Genomic DNA, 18,920 nt, shown 5'->3' with positions numbered 1-18,920 from the left:
CCGTGGGAGGGGGACAAAAGGACAAAACTCGAACGTCAGGAACCCGAGCAGCGAGGGGGCTTGCTGCGGGGCGCCGATCGGTTTGGCTCGGTGACGTTGCGCGCTACAATCAGGGCCGGCGGCAACAAGACTTTTCGTGAGGAGGTGGGCGTGCGGATCTACTGCCATCGTCGTCTGGCGTTCGAGCCCCTGGAGGCCCGGCGTGTGCTTGCTACGCTGGCGATCAACGCCGGGGGCCCCGCGATCGGCGACTACCTGGCCGACCAGTACTTCTCCGGCGGCGGCACGTTCGGGCCCAACAACAGCCAGATCTCCCCCATCGACCTGTCGGGCGCCGTCGACCCGGCGCCGGCGGACGTCTATAAGACGGAGCGGACCGGCAACGGCGGCAGCAGCGGCGCGTTTAGCTACACGATCCCGGGGCTGATCGCCGGCGGCGCCTACACGCTGCGGCTGCACTTTGCCGAGATCTACTTCGAGGGGGCCAACGCGCGGGTGTTCGACGTCGCCATCAACGGCGCAAGCCCCCCGGCGCTAGACGACTACGACGTGTTCGTCGCCTCGGGCGACCAGGGCGCCGCGGCCGAACGCGTGGTGATCGAGCAGCTGGGCGTAACGGCGCGGCCCGACGGGACGCTGCGGCTCGACTTCACGCCGAGCGTGAACAACGCCAAGCTCAGCGCGCTGGAGCTGATCGGCGACTTCGCCGACCCCCCCGGGCCCGACCCCGGCCTGGTGTGGACCCCCGCGGCCGACGCCACCTTGCCGGTGTTTGAAGCCCAGGGCGCCGCGGTGGGGGACCGGCTGTACGTGATGGGGGGATTCTTCAACTCGGGGCTGGACGTCACCCGCCAGACGCACGCCTACGACCCGGCGGCCGACCTGTGGACGCGGGTGGCCGACGCACCGGTGGAGTTGACGCACGGCGCCCACGCGGTCGACGGCGACAAGCTGTACGTGCTGGGGGGCTTCGAGGGGACGCACCCCGGGGGCAGCACCGATGCGGTGTGGGTTTACGACACCGCCCTCGACACGTGGACCCCCGGCCCCAGCCTGCCCGGGGACCGCGGCGGGGGCGGCGCGGCGTTGGTGGGCCGGCAGCTTCACTTCTTCGGGGGCGCCACGCGGACCGAGGGGATGACCGACTACGTCGACCGCGCCGACCACTGGGTGCTCGACCTGGGCGCCACCGACAGCCTGGACGACGACGCAACGATCTGGACGGCGCTGGCCGACATGCCCAACCCCCGCAACCACATGGCGGGCGCCGCGATCGACGGCGTCGTGTACGCGATCGGGGGCCAGCTCGGGGGGAACGAAGGCTCCGGCAACCAGGACGACCTGCAGGCCTACGACCCGTCGACCGACCAGTGGACCCAGCTTGCCGACCTGCCGATCCCGCTGGGCCACATCACGGCGTCGACGGTAGTCGTGGGGGGCAAGCTGGTGGTGATCGCGGGGGTCACGCAGCAGTCCGCACAGTCGGACCGGGTCTTCAGCTACGACCCGTTCACCGACGTGTGGTCGGAGCTGACCGCGCTCCCCGCCAAGCGTCAGTCGCCCGTGGCGGGGCTGGTGGGCGACCGGCTGATTGTCACCACCGGCTCCGACGCCGGCATCCACGACGACACCTGGGTGGCCGACGTCTCGACCGCCCCGCGGGTGTTGTTCGTCCGCGGCGCCGACCGCTCTGGCGGGTTCCTGGAGGCGAACAACGACGCGGCCCGCACCGAGCAGCTCGCCGACATCAACAACCTGGCCACCAACGGCGGCAACCACGGCTGGGGCGAGCTGCGGCAGACGCTCGAGGGCGCGGGCTTCGTCGTCGAGCAGCTCAGCGAGTCGCTCGAGGCGGGCGCCCCCGCGACGGGGCAGACCGCGGGGCGGCAGATCGACTTCGAGCGGATGGACCTCTCACGCTTCGACACAATCGTGCTGGGCTCGAACAACGCGGTCTACGGCACGGCGGCGGTCGACGCGATCGAGGCCTACATCCGCGGCGGCGGGTCGGCGCTGTTCATCAGCGACGCCAACTTCGGCAGCGACTGGGCGGACGCGTCGGACTCCGACCAACAGTTCCTCGACCGCTTCGGGCTGGTGATGCACCAGGACCAGGGGACCTACAGCCTGACCCGCGGCGCCGGCGACTTCGACGCGCCGACACACCCCATCCTGTCGGGGGTCGATCAGTTCGACGGCGAGGGGGTAACGCCCATCGAGGTCGGCGTGCTCACCCAAGGGGTGAGCGCTACGATCATCGCGGGGGCGAAGAACAGCACCCGGCTCAACCAGCCCCCCTTTGGCGGGCAGAACCAGGGCCCGACGCGCCCCTCCAACGGCGCGATCGACGCCGCGTTGGTGGCGGTCACGGCGGACCGGGGCAAGATCGCTGGGCACTTCGACCGCAACACGTTCTTTAATTTGAACGGCGCGGGGACCAGCATCAACCGCTTCGACAACAAGCAGTACACGCTGAACCTGTTCGGCTGGCTGGTGGGTGCGTTCGACCCGTTGCCCGGCGACTACGACGGGAGCGGGCTGGTCGATCAGCTCGACTACGACGTGTGGCGGAACGCGTACGGCGCCGTCGGCGCCCAAGCGGCCGATGGCAACGGCGACGGCCGCGTGGACGCGGCGGACTACACGGTCTGGCGAGACAACCTGGGCGCCCGTCGGCCCGACGTCGACCTGACGCTTCCGGCGTTCGCTGCGGCGCCCGCACTCCAGGCCGCCTTCGCGGGCCTCCCGCCGGCGCAGGGCGTGTCCGTACCCAGCTCCGATCGACCCCAAGCCGCCGCCGCCACGCCCGCCGCGGCGGGGATCGATCTGCTGCTCTTAGAGGGTTCTTGGGCAGAGGCGTCGGACCGCCGAACGCTCGGTAACCAGGAGCTCCGTGACCCGTACGCGGCCGCCGCGGAGAGGGCGCCGCTCAGCGAGCAGACCGTCGGGCCCCTTGGCGGCGCGATCGACGCGGCGCTGGAATTGTTTTAGACCCTAGCAGCGCGAGACCGCATTCGATAAGCCGAGCGAGACAGGAGTAGGATGCTGAGCAAGAGCTTCTGCGCGGTGCGACTGCGAAGCCTGGGTCGCTCGGCCTACGGCGTGGGCCGCACGGTTTCTTGCGGCCGGTTCCAGACGCGCACGTAGTCGATCTGGAATACGCTCGGCAGGTCTTCCTCTTTGGGCTCGCCCAGCCAGTCGATCATCGTCTCGGAGTCGAAGATCAGGTAGAGCGGTTGACGCCAGTAGGCGTTCTCGACCCACCGCACCGGCACGCCGTCGACGTAGTAGGTGATGCGGTCGGGCGTCCAATCCAACCCGAACACGTGAAACCCATCGGCGAACTGGAACGGCGCAATCCAATGGTCTCCCCAGTTGCGGTGCGACCGGTCTGTCGGGGTGCGAAAGACGTGCAGGTTCATGTTGTAGCGAGACTCGTGTTTCAGGGCGCGTCCACCCAACTCGAACACGTCGATCTCGGTGCGCCACTTTCCGTTGCCGTCGGCGAACCAGAACGAGCTCGAGCCGGCGGACGCCATCGGCTTGGCGCGCACCTCGTAGTAGCCGTACAGCGACAGTTGTTTGGCCTGCACCGAGGCCGACGTGTAGGTGTGGAATCCGTCGCCTGCCGCCTCGGGGCTGGCGCCGTCCTTCCGCATCCAGAGCCGCAGCATGCCGTCGGTGACGTCGACGTTTTTTTCGGAGAACAACGCGGGGGGCCTGCCGCGCCAGCTCCGGTGGCGGGACGACCAACGCTGGGTGGCGAGCGACTCGCCGTCGAACTCGTCCCACTGGCCCGTGTCGCGCCGCCACCGCTGGGTGTTGGCCTGATCAGAGAGGGGCGCGGTTTGGTTGACGCGAGTCGGCGTCTCGCCGAGCGGGCCCTTGAGGGTCCACTGCTGCAGGCCCTCCTGCCCCCGAGCGCCCGGCCTGGCGTCCGGATCGGGCGCAGCCGCATCGATGGCGCCCGCGAGGGTCGCCAGCAGGGCGAGGCAAAGGAGCCGAGCGACCGTTGCGCAAGAGCTGTTTGTAAGTCGAATCACGGAGCTTCCGCCAGTAGGAGTTGCTAGGCCGCATTGCCGGCAGCTATCGGCCAAACCAAGCGGTTGATTGGACTCAGGGAGTCAAGCGGCTCCGCCGATGCATCGCTTTCCGTCAACCACGCAGGTAGAATCGACTCAACCCATCGGAGTTGTCAATAAGTCCGTGGGACTTTTCTTCCATGTCTTCTTCATTTCTGTCAGGTCTTTGGCGTATGAGCAAGCGGGCGAGCTTAGATACCGGAATGGGCGCAGTCGGCGCAGTGGCCCTTTGGCTTTTTGCATTGATGGCCTCGGCGTCGGCGCCCGAGTCGTTCAACGCGGATTGGCGTTTCCACAAAGGGGAGGCCGAAGGGGCCGAGGCGATCGGCTACAACGACGCCGATTGGCGCGAGCTCTCCCTCCCGCACGACTGGGCGATCGAGGGTCCGTTCGACAAACAGTACAACGCCCGAGCGGGGGGGCTCCCCTTTCATGGGACCGGGTGGTACCGCAAGTCGTTCCCAACGCCGCCGACGGGCGATGGCCAGCGCGTGGCGATCGAGTTCGACGGCGCCATGTACGACGCCCACGTCTGGGTCAACGGCCGGTTTGTCGGGAACCGACCGATGGGCTACATCGGATTCGAGTTCGACATCACCGACCTGCTGACGCGCGACGGGTCGGACAACGTGATCGCGGTCCGGCTGCGGCCCGAAGACCTTTCGTCGCGTTGGTACCCGGGCGCGGGCCTCTACCGCAACGTCTGGCTGAACGTTCGACCCGCGGTTCACGTTCCCCAGTGGGGGGTCTCGGTGACCACGCCGAGCGTGACCGACGACCTGGCCGCTGTGGCCGTCGCCACCCGGGTGGCCAACCACCGCGACAAGGCGATCGATCTGATTGTTCGCCAGACGGTCCTCGACCCAGACGGGAAGCCGGCGGCGACCCACGACCTGCCGCTCCGCATCGGCGCAGGCCAGACCGAGACCGCGAGGCAGCGGCTGGCCGTCGCGACGCCGGCGCGCTGGGACATCGACGAGCCGAACCTCTACACGGTCGTGACAGAGCTTCGCTCTAAAGACCAACCCATCGATCGGGCGGAGACCCGCTTCGGCATCCGCACGGTCGAGTTTGGCCCCGAGTACGGCCTGCGACTCAACGGCCGCAACGTACGGGTCAACGGCGTCTGCATGCATCACGACCTGGGGCCGCTTGGCGCCGCGGTCAACCGCCGCGCCACCCAGCGGCAGCTCGAGATCATGAAGTCGATGGGGGTCAACGCGATCCGGACGTCGCACAACCCGCCGTCCCCAGAGCAGCTCGAGTTGTGCGACCAGATGGGACTGCTGGTGATCGACGAGGCGTTCGATTGCTGGCGGATGCCCAAGGTGCCCAACGGCTACAACAAGTTCTTTGACGAGTGGCACGAGCGCGACCTGCGCGACCTCATCCGCCGCGACCGGAATCACCCCTCGGTGATCCTCTGGAGCATCGGCAACGAGATTCTTGAACAAGGCTCGAAAGAGGGCTGGAAACTCGCGCGGGAGCTGACTTCGATCTGCCATGATGAGGATCCAAGCCGGCTAACGACCGCGGGATTCAACAACTACCCCGGCTGCTTCAACAACAAGCTGGCCCACGAGGTCGACGTCGTGGGACTCAACTACAAGCCGATGTTCTACCCCGAAGCGATCCGCCGGGAGCCCGGCTTCGTGCTGTACGGCTCGGAGACGTCGAGCTGCACCAGCAGCCGGGGCGTCTACCACCTGCCCATCGAGGCGTACCAGCGGCATCCGTCCAAGCAGGTCTCTAGCTACGACCTGATCGGCCCGAAGTGGGCCTACCCGCCCGATGTTGAGTTCCAACAATTGCGAGAGAACCCGTCGGTCTTTGGCGAGTTTGTCTGGACCGGGTTCGACTACCTCGGCGAGCCGACCCCGTACGGCGGGCGCGACAACTCGACCAACGGTTACTGGAATGATGATTGGCCTTCTCACAGCTCCTACTTCGGCTGCGTCGATCTATGCGGGTTCCCCAAGGACCGCTACTACCTCTATCAGAGTCAATGGACCGCGGCGCCGATGGCCCACCTGGCGCCCCACTGGAACTGGGACGCCGCCGCGGCCGAGCCGATCCCTGTCTACTGCTACACCAACTGCGACGAGGCCGAGCTGCTGCTCAATGGCCGGTCGCTGGGGCGAAAAGTTCGGGGCAAGGACACCACCCCCGTGAAGGTGGATTGTTACAACTGGCCCGGGGGCGACCTGGACTCCCCGTACCGACTGCGCTGGGACGTGCCGTACCAGCCGGGCGAGCTTCGTGTCGACGCCTACCGCGACGGCAAGCTCGTAGCTTCCGACACGGTGCGGACCGCCGGCGAGCCAGCCGCGGTTCGGCTCGAGGCAGACCGCAGCAATCTTACCGGCTCAGACGACCTTTCGTTCCTGGTCGTGCGGATCGTCGACGCCGAAGGGAATGTCTGCCCGTTGGCGGACAATCGCGTCAATTTCGCCGTGGAAGGGCCCGGGCGGATCGTCGCGGTCGGCAACGGCGACTCGACTTCGCTCGAGGCCTTTCAGGGCTCGACCATCAAGGCGTTTTCGGGGCAGTGCCTGTTGATTGCCGGCCCGGCCGGCGATGAGGAGGGAACGCTGCTCATCACCGCTTCGTCCGACCAACTGCGGCCGGGCACGGCTCGCCTGAAGGTAGCTGCCGGAAAGGATCCCTAGCGGGGCGCGGCCCGATCGCGGCGGCTCGGAGCGCGTGACCGGGCGTGCCCGCCGGAACCCGCTAGCCCCAGTCGCGGCCGATCCATCGGGCGCCCGCACGCCAACCCAACCGCCATGAATCGACCCTCGCTCTGCCTAGCCGCACTCGCTTGTTTGCTGGCCGCTGCGCCGACGGTCATGGCCGGCCCGCCGAACGTGGTGTTCATCATGGCCGACGACGTCGGCCTGGGGGACATCGGCTACTACCACCGGCAACGCACCGGAAAGGCGCCGGTGGCGCCCACCCCGAACCTCGACTCGCTCGCGGCCGCCGGCATGAGGTTCTCCGACGCGCACTCGTCGACCGCGCTCTGCTCGCCGACACGCTACTGCGCCATGAGCGGCAACCTGAACTACCGCAGCAACGCCCCGTGGGGGGTGTGGGGTTCTTTCCGGCCCACCCCGTTCACTGACACAGACGCCACGCTCGGACGCATCGCCCAGAGCGCTGGGCTGACGACGGCCTTCATCGGCAAGTGGCACCTGGGGGGCGACTTTGGGCGCGCCGACGGCAAAGGGATCTACCGTGGCGCCGACCGCGGCGACAAACCGCTGGGCGTCGACGTATCGAAGATGATCGCCGGCGGGCCCCCGTCGACCGGGTTCGACTACAGCTACACGCTGCCGTGCGGCATCCAGGGCCCGCTGTACGTCGCCTACGAGAACGGGGCGTGGAGCCCGTTTGCCGCCGACTCGCGGATCATCCACTTCAGCGCCAAGTCGGCCGGCGACCCGGCGTACGTCTCCGACAAGGGCCCCGGGATGGGGGACTCGCGGTGGGACCCAAGCCGCGTGGGGCCGATGATCGCCGCCAAAGCCGCCGCGTTCATCGAGAACAGCGCCGCAGAAGAGAAACCCTTCTTCTTGTGCTACTGGACCCCGGCCGTGCACCTGCCGCACCTTCCCCCCGCCCAGTTCGATGGCCGCAAGGTCCGCGGAGAAACGCCGACCCGTCACCTCGACATGCTGATCGACCTCGACCAGCAGGTGGGCAAGATCGTCGGCGCCTTGCGCGGTTCCGACGTGCTCGACAACACCTTGTTAATCTTCTCTTCGGACAACGGCGGGCTCAACGACGCACGCGGCCAGGCCGCGGGGCACGACTCCAGCGGAGGGTACCGTGGGTTCAAGAACCAACCCTACGAAGGGGGCCACCGCGTGCCGTTCTTTGCCGTGTGGCCCGGCAAGATCGAGCCCGGCAGCCGGTCGGACGAGCCCGTCGCGGTGCACGACGTGGCCGCCACCATGGCCGCCGCCGTCGGGGCGCCGCTTGGTCCGCAGCAGGCGCAAGACTCGTACAACCTGCTGCCGCTGCTGCTGGGACAAGCGGGGTTCGTGGGCCGTGACGAGCTGCTGCTGCAGGGGGGGAGCCAGCACGAGGTCATCTATCGCCGCGGCGACTGGAAGCTCATCGTCCAAAGCAATCGGCCCGCGACCCAGTGGCGACCGGCCGCCCTGTTCAACCTGGCACAATCGCCGCTAGAGGCCGAGGGCGAGAACCTCATCGACGACCCGGAACAAGCCGCACGCGTAAAATCAATGCTTCAGCGCTACCGCCAGCTACGCAGCAGCGGGGAGCGGACCGCGCCTCCGACTCACCCGGAAACTACTACCGGCAAAGCCGGCTGAGCGGTCTGCTAAACTAGAAGGCGATCTTGTCCGCCGCTACTTGGGAAGAAAAAGTGCTATTCGTGAACCAGAACGACGAGACGACCCCAGCAGGATGGGGCCGCGGATGGCGCACCGCCGGTTGGCTGGCGATGTTTGCGTTGCTGTGCGTTTCGGCCGGCGCGGAAGGGGTGGCTTTCGACGCCCAGGTCCGGCCGATCTTGTCGGACAAGTGTTACTTCTGCCACGGACCGGATTCCGAGACGCGCGAGGCAGGCCTGAGGCTCGACCTTGCCGAAGGCGCCCACGACGCCATCGCCTCGGGCGAGGTGGCCAGGCGGATCGCTAGCGACGACCCGGCCGAGCGCATGCCACCGCCGCAGTCGAAGCTCGAGTTGACGCAGGAGGAGAAGACGCTGCTGCAGAGCTGGATCGCGGAAGGAGCGCCCTACGAAGAGCACTGGGCGTTCCGGCCGCTGCCGCCCACGGTGGCGGTCCAGGCGAGCAACGGGGACGCGTGGCCCAAGCAGACCCTCGACCGGTTTGTGCGGGACTCCCTGAAGCGTCGCGGGCTCTCGCCCAGCGCCGAGGCGTCCCCCGAACGCTGGCTGCGCCGCGTGACGCTCGACCTCACCGGCCTCCCGCCGGAGCCCGATGTCATCGATCGGTTTGAGGCCGAGCTCGCAGACGCGGAGGACAAAGAATCGGTGTACGCCGCGGTCGTCGATCGCCTGCTCGCTTCGCCCGGTTTCGGCGAGCAGATGGCGGTCGCTTGGCTCGGGGCCGCCCGCTACGCGGACTCTTACGGCTACCAGTCCGACAAGCTCAACACGCAGTGGCCCTACCGCGACTGGGTGGTCCGCGCCTTAAACAACAACCTGCCGTACGACCAGTTCCTGACGTGGCAGCTCGCCGGCGACCTGCTTGAGAACCCAACCCGCGAGCAGCGGCTCGCAACGGCGTTCAACCGGTTGCACCGCCTCAACAACGAAGGGGGCGCCGTCTTCGAGGAGTGGCGGCTCGAGAACGTGGCGGACCGGGTGCAGACCTTTGGCGTGGCGGTGCTGGGGCTGACGCTGGAGTGCGCCCGCTGTCACGACCACAAGTTCGACCCCATCTCGACGCGCGACTACTACTCGATCTCTGCGTTCTTCAACTCCATCGACGAGAGCGGCGTTTACGACCGCACCGAGAAGACGCCGGCCCCCTCGCTGCTGCTGCCAACCAAATCGCAGGAAGAGGCGCTCAACGCGGCCGCCAATCGCTTGGCCGAGGCGGAAGCGGCGTACGAGAAGGCCGTAGGAGAAGCAGCCGAGCGCTTCGACGCCTGGTCGGCGGGCGTCGACGCCAACGCGTTGACGCCCCCCGGATTGGTTCTCGCCCTGAGCTTCGATCGACCGCTGACGAAGCAGATGAAAGAGGTCTGTTACTTCAGCGAGCTGGACGGCAACCAGGCCGGCCCGCTCGCGCAGGTCGCGTGCGACGACTCCCCCTTGCCCCATCTGCGGGCGCAAGATTCCGCGGATGGCTCGATCGCGGTCGCATCGAACCAGAACGCCGACGACGCACGCCGCGCGATCGTGCTCGATGGCGAGCGGGGCGTATCGACCGTGGGCGTGGCGCCCTTTGACCGCTGGACACCGTTCAGCGTCGTCGTCAGCCTGCGCGAGAAGCAGCGGTCGGCCCAGCGATCGGTCATCGCCCACCACACCCGCGGCACCGATTGCGGCTACAACGGCTGGGACCTGACGATCGCCGACGGGCGTCTCGAGTCGCGCCTGTACCGCGTGTGGCCAGGCAACGCGATCGGCGTCCGCGCCAAGCGCGCCATCCCGGTCGACCAGTGGCATCAGGTGTCGGCGACCTACGACGGGTCTTCGACGGCCCGCGGTCTGCGGCTGTTCCTGAACGGAGAGCCGCTTGAGACCCAGGTGCTGCGCGACTACGTACAAAAGTCGGCCAACGTGCTGGTCGACCACGGCGGCCGGTTTGTCGTTGGGCAGCGTTTCCGCGACCGCGGGTTCGCCGGCGCATTGATCGACGACGTCCGCGTCTACGACCGCGACCTCACCGCGGGCGAGCTGCTTTTGCTCGCCGGGCGAGGGCCGATCGTCCCGTCGCCCGACTACTACTGCAAGGGGGTCGACGCCGCGGCGATTGAAGCGTCCGAGCGACTCGCCGAGGCGCGGCGGGCGCTGGTGATGGCCGAGGAGGCGATGGTTGAGATCCCCGTCATGGAGGAGATGCAGACCGCGCGCGAGACCCACGTGCTGCAACGCGGCGCGTACGACGCCCCCACCAGCGACGAGACACGCGTCACCCGGGACACCTTCGAACAGTTGGCGCCCCTGTACCCAGAAGGTCTGCGGCGAGACCGCTTGGGCCTGGCCGAGTGGGCGACCGCGCCCGACCACCCGCTCACCTCTCGGGTCGCCGTCAACCGGCTCTGGGCCGGCTTTTTTGGGGCGGGGTTGGTTACGACGCCGGACAACTTCGGCCGCCAGGGCGAGGCCCCCACGCACCCGGAACTGCTCGACTGGCTAGCGCGAGACTTTGTCGAGAGCGGCTGGAATGTCAAGCGTTTCTGCCGGAACGTGGCCCTCTCGGCTGCCTACCGGCAGGACTCCAAGGTCCCCGCCGAACTCGCCATGGCCGACCCCGAGAACCGCTGGCTGGCCCGCGGCCCCGCCTACCGGCTGGGGGCCGAGCAGATCCGCGACTTGGCGCTGGCGGTCTCGGGCCGCCTGAACCGCGAGATGGGCGGCCCGCCGGTGTCGCCCTACCAGCCGGGGGGCGACCTGTGGCGGGAGTCGAACGTGATGTCGCCATCGTACGTGCAATCGGTCGGCAAGGAGCTCTACCGGCGGTCGCTCTACTCGGTGTGGAAACGCACCTCGCCGCTGCCGAACATGATGGCGTTCGACGCCGAGACGCGGGAGGTATGCAGCGTCAAGCGCTCACGCACCAACACCCCGCTGCAGGCGCTGGTGCTGATGAACGACACTCAGTTTGTCGAGGCGGCCCGGCTGCTCGCCGAGCGGGCGCTGGCGCGCGAAGGGGCGCCATCGCAGCAGGTTGCGTGGGCGTTCCGCTCGCTTACCGGTCGCCGGTCCGACCCGAAGGAGGCGTCCGTGCTGACCGGCCTCTACCAAGAAGAGCTCGCCTACTACCGCTCGAACCCCGAAGACGCGGCCCGGCTGCTGGCCATCGGCGAGAGCGAGGCCCCGCCCGCTAGCGAACCGGCAGAACTGGCCGCGATGACCATGGCGTGCCGCGCCATGCTGAACCTAGACGCCGCCGTTTGGAAGCGATAATCATGCACGAAGCTCTCCGCGCAGACCATCTGCTCGCGCTCAACCGTCGGCACTTCCTCAAGCAGAGCAGCTCTGGGGTGGGCGCCGCGGCGCTGCTCAGCCTGCTCGGAAGCAGCGCCGCCGGCACGGCGCCCAACTTTGCCCCCAAGGCCAAGCGGATCATCTACTTGTTCCAGTCGGGGGGCCCCGCCCAGCAAGACTTGTTCGACTACAAGCCTGCGCTCAACGCAATGAACGGGCGGGAGCTCCCCCCCTCGGTGCGGGGCGAGCAACGGCTTACCGGGATGTCGTCGAACCAATCATCCTTGCCGCTGGCGGGCTCGAAGTTCGCGTTCTCTCGGCACGGCCAGAGTGGCGCTTGGCTCAGCGACCTGCTCCCCTACCACCGGGAGATCGTCGACGACATCTGCGTCATCAAGGGGATGCACACCGAGGCGATCAACCACGACCCGGCGATCACGATGTTCCAAACCGGCTCGCAGATCGCCGGCCGGCCCTCGATGGGGGCGTGGCTCTCCTACGGGCTGGGGAGCGAGAACCAAGACCTCCCCGCGTTCATCGTGCTTGCGACCGCCGGCAAGGGGGGGCAGCCCCTCTACGCCCGGCTGTGGGGGAGCGGCTTCCTCGATTCGCGGCACCAGGGGGTCCGCTTCCGTGCGGGCAAAGAGCCGGTGTTGTACCTTTCGGACCCGGACGGCGTTTGCCGGTCGCGCGTGCGAGCCCAGTTGGACGCGATCGCCGGCCTGAACCGCCATCAGTACAATCAAGAACTCGACCCGGAGATCGAGTCGCGCGTCGCGCAGTACGAGATGGCCTACCGCATGCAGACCAGCGTACCCGACGCGACCGACCTGTCGGATGAGTCCGAGTCGACGTTCGAGCTGTACGGGGAAGACGCCAAGAAGCCCGGCACGTTCGCCGCCAACTGCTTGCTCGCCCGGCGGCTCGCGGAGCGGGGGGTGCGATTTATCCAGCTCTACCATCAGGGATGGGACCAGCACGCCAATCTGCCCAAAGACATCGCTACCCAGGCCCGCGAAACCGACCAGGCGTCCGCAGCGCTGGTCAAGGACCTCAAGAACCGTGGGATGCTCGACGACACGCTGGTCATTTGGTCTGGGGAGTTTGGCCGCACCTCGTACTCCCAGGGGGTGCTCACCGCCAACAACTATGGCCGCGACCACCACCCGCGGTGCTTCAGCATGTGGATGGCCGGCGGCGGCGTCCGGCCCGGGTTCAGCTACGGCGAGACAGACGAGTTCGCGTACAACGTGGTGCAAGACGGCGTCCACGTGCACGACCTGAACGCCACCGTGCTGCACCTGATGGGCCTCGACCACGAGCGGCTGACCTTCAGCCACCAGGGGCGCCGCTACCGCCTAACCGACGTCCACGGGACCGTGGTCGACAAGATCCTGGCCTAGCCGCCAATCCGCAGCGCGGCCCCAGGACCCGCACGGGCCCACTGCCCAACGCATTTCTACGCTCGCTGCTCCTGCGGTGTTTGTCCCGAAAAAACGCCAAGGCCTGCACGCTGGAGCCGGGCGGGAGCACCGGCTCAGACGCCGACGCAGGCCACTGGATTCTCTCTCCAGACACCCTTGGTGTGGATCACTGATCTGGGCACGGAGTTTGGACTCCTCGGCTCGACGAGTCGACCTTTTAGCACCGTTACTCTTCGATGCAAAACAGGTTCCGCTCGCCACGGATAAAGAGTTGCTTGTCGACCGGGGCCGGCGTGGCGTCGATGGCCTCGCCGATGTTGTTCGTGGCGACCACTTGGAATTCGTCGGCGTCCTTAATCACGACGGTCACGCCATCGCGGTCGGAAAGATAGACGTGGCCGCCGGCCGCGACGGGCGAGGCGTAGGTCGTTTGCAGACGCGTGCGTTGCGAGGCGTAGTGGGGCTCGCCGTTCGCGGCGTCGAGGCAGGTCAGGATGCCGGTCTTCGCCTTGTAGTAGTACAGTCGACCGCCCGATAGCAGCGGAGAGGCGACGTCGGGGGTGTCGCGCCCCTTGGTCCACAGCACGCTGGGGGTCCCCTGGATGTCGCCCCGGCCGCCGAGCTCGAAAGCGCCCAAGAACGACCCCCGGAAGCCGCTGGTCACGAACACTTTGTCGCCCATCGCCACGGCCGACGCCGCCGGTCGCTGGGTCTGGCCGCCGCAGCGCCACAGTTCCTCGCCCGTGTCGAGGTCGTACGCGCGGGCGTAGTTCTCGCCGTTCATCACCACCTGCTTCCGCCCGTCATGTTCCACCACCAATGGGGTAGACCAGTTCGTGGGTTCGTCGCGCTCCACTTGCCAGCGGATCTCCCCGTCCTGCTTGTTCAGCGCGTAGAGATACGATTGGCCCTCGTGGTCCCAAGGCACAATGATCGTGTCGCCAGCGAGGGTAGGCGAGCTCCCCTCGCCGAACTCGTTGCGGGTCGCCATGTCGCCGAAGTCGCGGCCCCACACCGGCTGGCCATCCATGGTGAAGCAGTAGAGCCCCTGAGAGCCAAAATGGGCGTAAACATGCTGGCCGTCGGTTGTGGGCGACGCCGAGGCGAAGTTGTTGGTGACGTGGGTCCCCTCGTGCGGCGTCCCCGTCGTGGCGGTCCGCTGCCAAAGGATCTTGCCGTCATCCCGGCTGAGGCACATCACGATAAAGTCGAGCGCGCCGCCCCCGCCCCCCTGGGCAGGCACGCTGGTGACCACGAACACGCGGTCTTCCCAAACGATGGGCGAGCCGGAGCCACGCCCCGGTATCTCTGCTTTCCACTTCACGTTCTTGGTGTCGGACCACTCGGTCGGGGGAGCAGCGGTGGTGGAGACCCCGTTGCCCCCGTCGCCCCGCCAATGCGGCCAGTTTTCCCCCCGTGACGTTGAAGCAATCAGCACGAGCAGCACGGCAGTAAGCGTGGAGCGGCGAGGGGTCATCGGCAAGTTCCTGAGTAGGAAGACGGATTGTGAACAGTCGGAGCAACGGCGGCGCCCGACTTGCCGAGGATTATAGCAGGCCGCCCGCTCCGCGATGACTCCTTGGGCAAGCTGCGGGGATCGCTTCTTCGTCGGCGTGCGAGCCGATTCTATGCCCGAAACTAACCCTCCTGCCCCAGTGGCGACACAGAGGTTGGGTGCAGCAGGCGCCACAGAACGGGGTGGGTGACGAGGATATCAATCAATTTCGCGATGAGCGAGGCCCACAAACAGGGAACCAAACCCGGGCCCGCGGCGTCGGAACGGGTAGGCGTCACCGTAGGCTGTGTGGGCTCGCGGTCTTCTCCCCCAACCATGGAACAATCCGATGGTCTCCCAACTCCTGCTGCTGGCACTGTTTGTGTTTCTGCCCCAATCGTCCCTTCTTGCCGCGGAGGCCCCTGCCAAGCCCGCGGCCAAGCCCCGCATCGAGCTGGCCCTGCTGCTGGACACCAGCAGCAGCATGAACGGCCTGATCAGCCAGGCGCAGACCAAGCTGTGGAAGATCGTCGGAGAGTTCGAGTCCGCCAAACGTGGCGGCCAGCACGCCGACGTGTACGTCGCCCTGTACGAGTACGGGAACGATCGCCTCTCGGGCGAGGAGGGCTTTTTCCGCCAGGTCATGCCGCTGACACGGGACCTCGACAAGATCTCCGAGGAGCTGTTCGCACTGACGACCAACGGCGGCAGCGAGTACTGCGGGCAGGTGATCAGCCGAGCGGTGCAGGAGCTGGAGTGGAGCAGCGAGCACGCCGACCTGCGGTCCATCTTCATCGCCGGCAACGAGCCCTTCACCCAGGGGCCGGTTGACTACCAAGAGGCGTGCCACGACGCGGCCAACCACAACATCACGGTCAGCACGATCCACTGCGGCGGCTACGACCAGGGGGTCGCCGAGATGTGGGCCGAGGGCGCCAAGCTGGCCGACGGCAGCTACATGCACATCGACCAAGACGGCCAGGAGCCGCACATCCCCGCGCCGCAGGACCAGCGGCTCGCCGAGCTGAACCAGCAGCTCAACGCTACCTACTGTGCGTACGGCGCCGCTCCCGCCCGCGAGGAGGCGCTCGAACGCCAGAAGGAGCAGGACACTAACGCCGCAGCGGCCACGCCGGCCGCCGCTAGCGCCCGCATCGCCGCCAAGGCGGGCCGGCTGTACAACAACGCCGCCTGGGACCTGGTAGACGCGGTGAGCGAGAAGAAGGTAGAGCTGTCGAAGCTCAAGCAGGACGAGCTGCCCGAGGAACTACGCGGCCTGCCTGCCGAGGAGCTGGGCAAACGGATCGCCGAGCTGACCACGCAGCGTAGGGACGTCCAGGCCAAGATCAAGCAGCTGTCTGCCGAGCGGGCGAAGTTCGTCGCCGCCGAGCGGGCCAAGCTGGCCGACAAAGGGGGCAACCTTCTGGACGAGGCGATCGTTGAGGCAGTCCGCGCGCAGGCCGCACGTCAATCGTTCCAGTTCGGCGAGTAGCCCGGGGGCCGGCAGCTCTTGAAGCGCCGCGAGACAATGTCGTTCGGGTTGAGCTCGCGGCAGCAGGGGGGCAGCGCGGGCAGAGAAAGACGTCGGCCGGTTCCAGCGGCTGCGGATCGTGCTGCTGGGCTTGGAGGGCTGGACCGCCCCGGCGATCGCCACGGCGGTGGGGCTGTCGCGTCGCATCTGCCAGCGGTGGGCCGCCCGCTACAACGCCGAGGGCCTGGCGGGCCTCGACGATCGGCGGGGGCGCGAGCCGCGGCTGCCGATCGACGCCGAGCAAGAGGCCGCGTTCCGCCAGCGGATTGAAGCCGGGCCGGCCGAAGGGGACGAGGTCTGCTCGGTGCTGCGGGTCTACTTCCAGGACGAGTCGCGGTTCGGCCAGCAGGGGACCAACACCAACGTCTGGGCCGAGAAGGGCTCGCGGCCAACAGCGGTGCGTCAGACCGAGTACGAGTACCTGTGGGTGATCGGCGCCGTGTGCCCCCCAGCGTCTACTGGAGCTCGGCGGGACACGCCGAAGGGCTCCTCAGCCCGCAGCTGAACACGCAGATCATCAATTCGTTCTTGGAGCTGTTCGCCAAGACCATCCCCGACGCGGAGCACGCCGTGATGATCTGGGACGGCGCAGCCCAAGCAAGACTCACGGGCACACAGCGGGCGCCCTGCGTGTGCCGGAGAACGCGACGCTGGTGAGGCTGCCCCCCTACAGCCCCGAGCTCAACCCGATCGAGAACCTCTGGCGCCACCTCAAGAGCTGCTTCTGGAGCAACCGCGCCTACGCCGACTACGACGCCCTCGAAGCGGCCGCCATGGCTGCATGGCGCGTCGCCGTCCCCGACCAGGACCTCGTCCGTTCGGTCTGCGCAGCTCCCTACCTCGATCGCGCTACTTCAAACTAGAAAGCGTATAAGGGAAGCACGCCCGGAGGGACTCGAACCCCCAACCCCTGGTTCCGAAGACCAGTGCTCTATCCAATTGAGCTACGGACGCATCTTGTGTTGCCTGAGCATAGAACGCGATGGCTGGCTGCTGCAAGCGGGTTGGGGCGCCACCGCCGCGTCCGTGGCTCTAGGTCCACCAAGTCGCCGCCTGTAGCAGGGCGAAGAAGAGGACCATGAACACCACGATCCAGCCACCGAAGCGGGCGGCGTGCGCAAGGATTTCTGCCGGCTGCTCGTGACGTGTGGCCGCGTAGGCGAGGCTGACCGTGACGATCAGCGGCGCCGCGTACCACATGCGCATCAGGTCGGAAGCGAGGGGGAGGAGCATGAGTGGACGCGGTGCTTGCGGTTACGTGGGCGGATCTTCCGGAGCGTTGTCGGGCGATGGCTTCGGCGATTTGGGCTTGCGCTCGGAGAGCACCAACGGGCCGTCGTGCGCGTCGTATACCGCCAGGATGTTTAGTAACCCGGCAATCACGGTGAAGATGGTGCCGAGTTCGAAACGGTAGCCGAGCTCATAGTTCCACTGCGCGAACTCGTCGGGGTGGAACACCGTAGCGCCCGCGCCGTCGGCGGTGGTGAACTGCCCCTGCCCGGCGAGGCCGGGGGGGCGGAACAGCTCGCCCGGCAACGGGGGCTTGCCTTGGATCTCGAACTGACGCGCCACGATCGCCGGGATCGCGAAGGCGCCGATTCCCGCTTGGCAGAGGAACGGCCAGCGGTCCTGCACGAAGCCAACGGGCGACGGGGTAATGGGGAGCTGCGATGCGTACGCGACGCGTCCGCCACCCACCATCAGGCCGAACAGAAACGTGCCTCCGATGCACAAAAAGAACAGAATCCCTTTGCCGGTGCGTCCCTGGTACATCTGGCCGAGGCCCGGCACGAGCCACGACAGCAGCGCTGCAAACCCGGGGCTTTTCAATGCGATCGGCCTTCCGACCGCGTCGTGGACGATCTTGACTCCGGCGGCGGATGGGGGGGGCGACGGCATGGCTTAAGGGGAGAGGCTCTTGTAGGTGAACTGCCCAGTATCGCGCCCCGGAGGGCTGGTGACTAGGCGGCGCCGAGGTTCATCTCGATCCCTTCGCCGAAGTAGTAGCGGCGGGCGTCGGGGTCGGACAGCACTTGGCGAGGGGTGCCGTGGCATAGCACTTGGCCTGCGCGAACCACGTAACTGCGGTCGGTGATTTCCAGCGTTTCGCGGACCTGGTGGTCTGTGATCAAGATCGAGATCCCGCGGTCGCGCAGGTCGCGGACGATCCCTTGGATGTTGTCGATGGTCACCGGGTCGATGCCGGTGAACGGCTCGTCGAGCAGGATGATCTTGGGCTCGGAGACCAAGCAGCGGGCGATCTCGAGCCGCCTCCGTTCGCCGCCGGAGAGGCTCATTGCCTTGGAATGGCGGAGCTTATCGATGCCAAACTGTTCAAGCAGCTCGTCGCAGCGGAGGCGCCGAGTGCGCCGATCCATCCCTAGCAGCTCCATGACCCCGAGCAGGTTGTTCTGCACGGAGAGCTTGCGGAACACGCTGGACTCTTGAGCCAGGTACCCCATGCCCCCTTCTTTGGCACGGAGGTACATCGGCCAACGGGTGACGTCCTTGCCGTTGAGGCGGACGCTGCCGGCGTCGGGGGCCACCATGCCGCAGGTCATGCGGAAGGAAGTCGTCTTCCCTGCGCCGTTGGGTCCGAGCAGGCCGACGATCTCTCCCTGCTCGACCTCGAACTCGACGCCGTCGACCACCCGCCGTCGACCGTAGCTCTTGACCAGTCCGCGTGTTTCTAGAAGCGCCATGGCTGTCCTCCGTGACAGGCCCCTGCGGGCGGTTG

The 18,920-nt window shown here is 67.4% G+C and carries 13 protein-coding genes and 1 tRNA gene; 8 read left to right on the top strand and 6 right to left on the bottom strand.

Features of this window, described 5'->3' with window-relative positions; genetic code table 11:
• The first annotated feature begins 150 nt into the window (after nt 1–150).
• On the top strand, nt 151–2,991 hold the full coding sequence (locus tag Pla175_RS18150) for a Kelch repeat-containing protein (RefSeq protein ID WP_197526961.1): 2,841 nt from the start codon (nt 151–153) through the stop codon (nt 2,989–2,991).
• A gap of 104 nt (nt 2,992–3,095) precedes the next feature.
• Here the strand turns inward: Pla175_RS18150 and Pla175_RS18145 are convergent, their stop codons facing one another.
• Entirely contained in the window at nt 3,096–4,043 is a 948-nt protein-coding gene (locus tag Pla175_RS18145; protein WP_145288441.1) for a family 16 glycosylhydrolase, read from the bottom strand.
• A gap of 260 nt (nt 4,044–4,303) precedes the next feature.
• Between Pla175_RS18145 and Pla175_RS18140 the strand changes: the two genes are divergently transcribed.
• The 4 genes from Pla175_RS18140 (at nt 4,304) to Pla175_RS18125 (ending at nt 13,136) form a co-directional block, all read left to right on the top strand.
• Entirely contained in the window at nt 4,304–6,751 is a 2,448-nt protein-coding gene (locus Pla175_RS18140) for a glycoside hydrolase family 2 TIM barrel-domain containing protein (RefSeq protein ID WP_197526960.1), read from the top strand.
• A 114-nt stretch (nt 6,752–6,865) separates the two neighbouring features.
• Nucleotides 6,866–8,419, top strand: a complete 1,554-nt coding sequence (locus tag Pla175_RS18135) for a sulfatase family protein (protein WP_145288433.1) — start codon at nt 6,866–6,868, stop codon at nt 8,417–8,419.
• Nucleotides 8,420–8,445: 26 nt separating this feature from the next.
• Nucleotides 8,446–11,712 (top strand): DUF1553 domain-containing protein, encoded by a 3,267-nt coding sequence (locus tag Pla175_RS18130; protein WP_231953959.1) that lies wholly within the window; start codon nt 8,446–8,448, stop codon nt 11,710–11,712.
• 2 nt (nt 11,713–11,714) lie between these two features.
• Nucleotides 11,715–13,136 carry a DUF1501 domain-containing protein gene (locus Pla175_RS18125; protein ID WP_145288429.1) on the top strand — a complete coding sequence of 474 codons (1,422 nt, stop codon included), beginning with the start codon at nt 11,715–11,717 and terminating at the stop codon, nt 13,134–13,136.
• 247 nt (nt 13,137–13,383) lie between these two features.
• Here Pla175_RS18125 and Pla175_RS18120 read toward each other — a convergent pair whose 3' ends face one another.
• Nucleotides 13,384–14,634, bottom strand: a complete 1,251-nt coding sequence (locus tag Pla175_RS18120) for an outer membrane protein assembly factor BamB family protein (RefSeq protein WP_145288426.1) — start codon at nt 14,632–14,634, stop codon at nt 13,384–13,386.
• Nucleotides 14,635–15,001: 367 nt separating this feature from the next.
• On the opposite strand from Pla175_RS18120, the gene Pla175_RS18115 reads away from it, so the two are divergent.
• The 3 genes from Pla175_RS18115 (at nt 15,002) to Pla175_RS26190 (ending at nt 17,046) form a co-directional block, all read left to right on the top strand.
• Complete coding sequence (locus Pla175_RS18115) at nt 15,002–16,144, top strand: VWA domain-containing protein (RefSeq protein ID WP_145288423.1); 1,143 nt, start codon at nt 15,002–15,004, stop codon at nt 16,142–16,144.
• A gap of 109 nt (nt 16,145–16,253) precedes the next feature.
• Complete coding sequence (locus tag Pla175_RS18110) at nt 16,254–16,688, top strand: helix-turn-helix domain-containing protein (RefSeq protein ID WP_145288420.1); 435 nt, start codon at nt 16,254–16,256, stop codon at nt 16,686–16,688.
• 127 nt (nt 16,689–16,815) lie between these two features.
• Entirely contained in the window at nt 16,816–17,046 is a 231-nt protein-coding gene (locus Pla175_RS26190) for a transposase (protein WP_197526958.1), read from the top strand.
• Nucleotides 17,047–17,063: 17 nt separating this feature from the next.
• On the opposite strand, the gene Pla175_RS18100 is transcribed toward Pla175_RS26190, so the two are convergent.
• From Pla175_RS18100 to lptB, 4 genes are all read right to left on the bottom strand, one after another.
• Nucleotides 17,064–17,137, bottom strand: a tRNA-Arg gene (locus tag Pla175_RS18100).
• A 78-nt stretch (nt 17,138–17,215) separates the two neighbouring features.
• Nucleotides 17,216–17,416, bottom strand: coding sequence for a hypothetical protein (locus tag Pla175_RS18095; RefSeq protein ID WP_145288412.1), 201 nt, complete (start codon nt 17,414–17,416; stop codon nt 17,216–17,218).
• A gap of 21 nt (nt 17,417–17,437) precedes the next feature.
• Complete coding sequence (locus tag Pla175_RS18090) at nt 17,438–18,082, bottom strand: DUF6677 family protein (protein ID WP_145288408.1); 645 nt, start codon at nt 18,080–18,082, stop codon at nt 17,438–17,440.
• A 62-nt stretch (nt 18,083–18,144) separates the two neighbouring features.
• Nucleotides 18,145–18,885 (bottom strand): LPS export ABC transporter ATP-binding protein, encoded by a 741-nt coding sequence (gene lptB, locus Pla175_RS18085; protein ID WP_145288405.1) that lies wholly within the window; start codon nt 18,883–18,885, stop codon nt 18,145–18,147.
• Nucleotides 18,886–18,920 lie beyond the last annotated feature (35 nt).

The sequence above is a fragment of the Pirellulimonas nuda genome (assembly GCF_007750855.1).
Taxonomy (GTDB): Bacteria; Planctomycetota; Planctomycetia; order Pirellulales; family Lacipirellulaceae; genus Pirellulimonas; species Pirellulimonas nuda.
The sequence above is the reverse complement of the archived record's forward strand: the minus strand, read 5'-3'. Positions and strand labels throughout refer to the sequence as shown.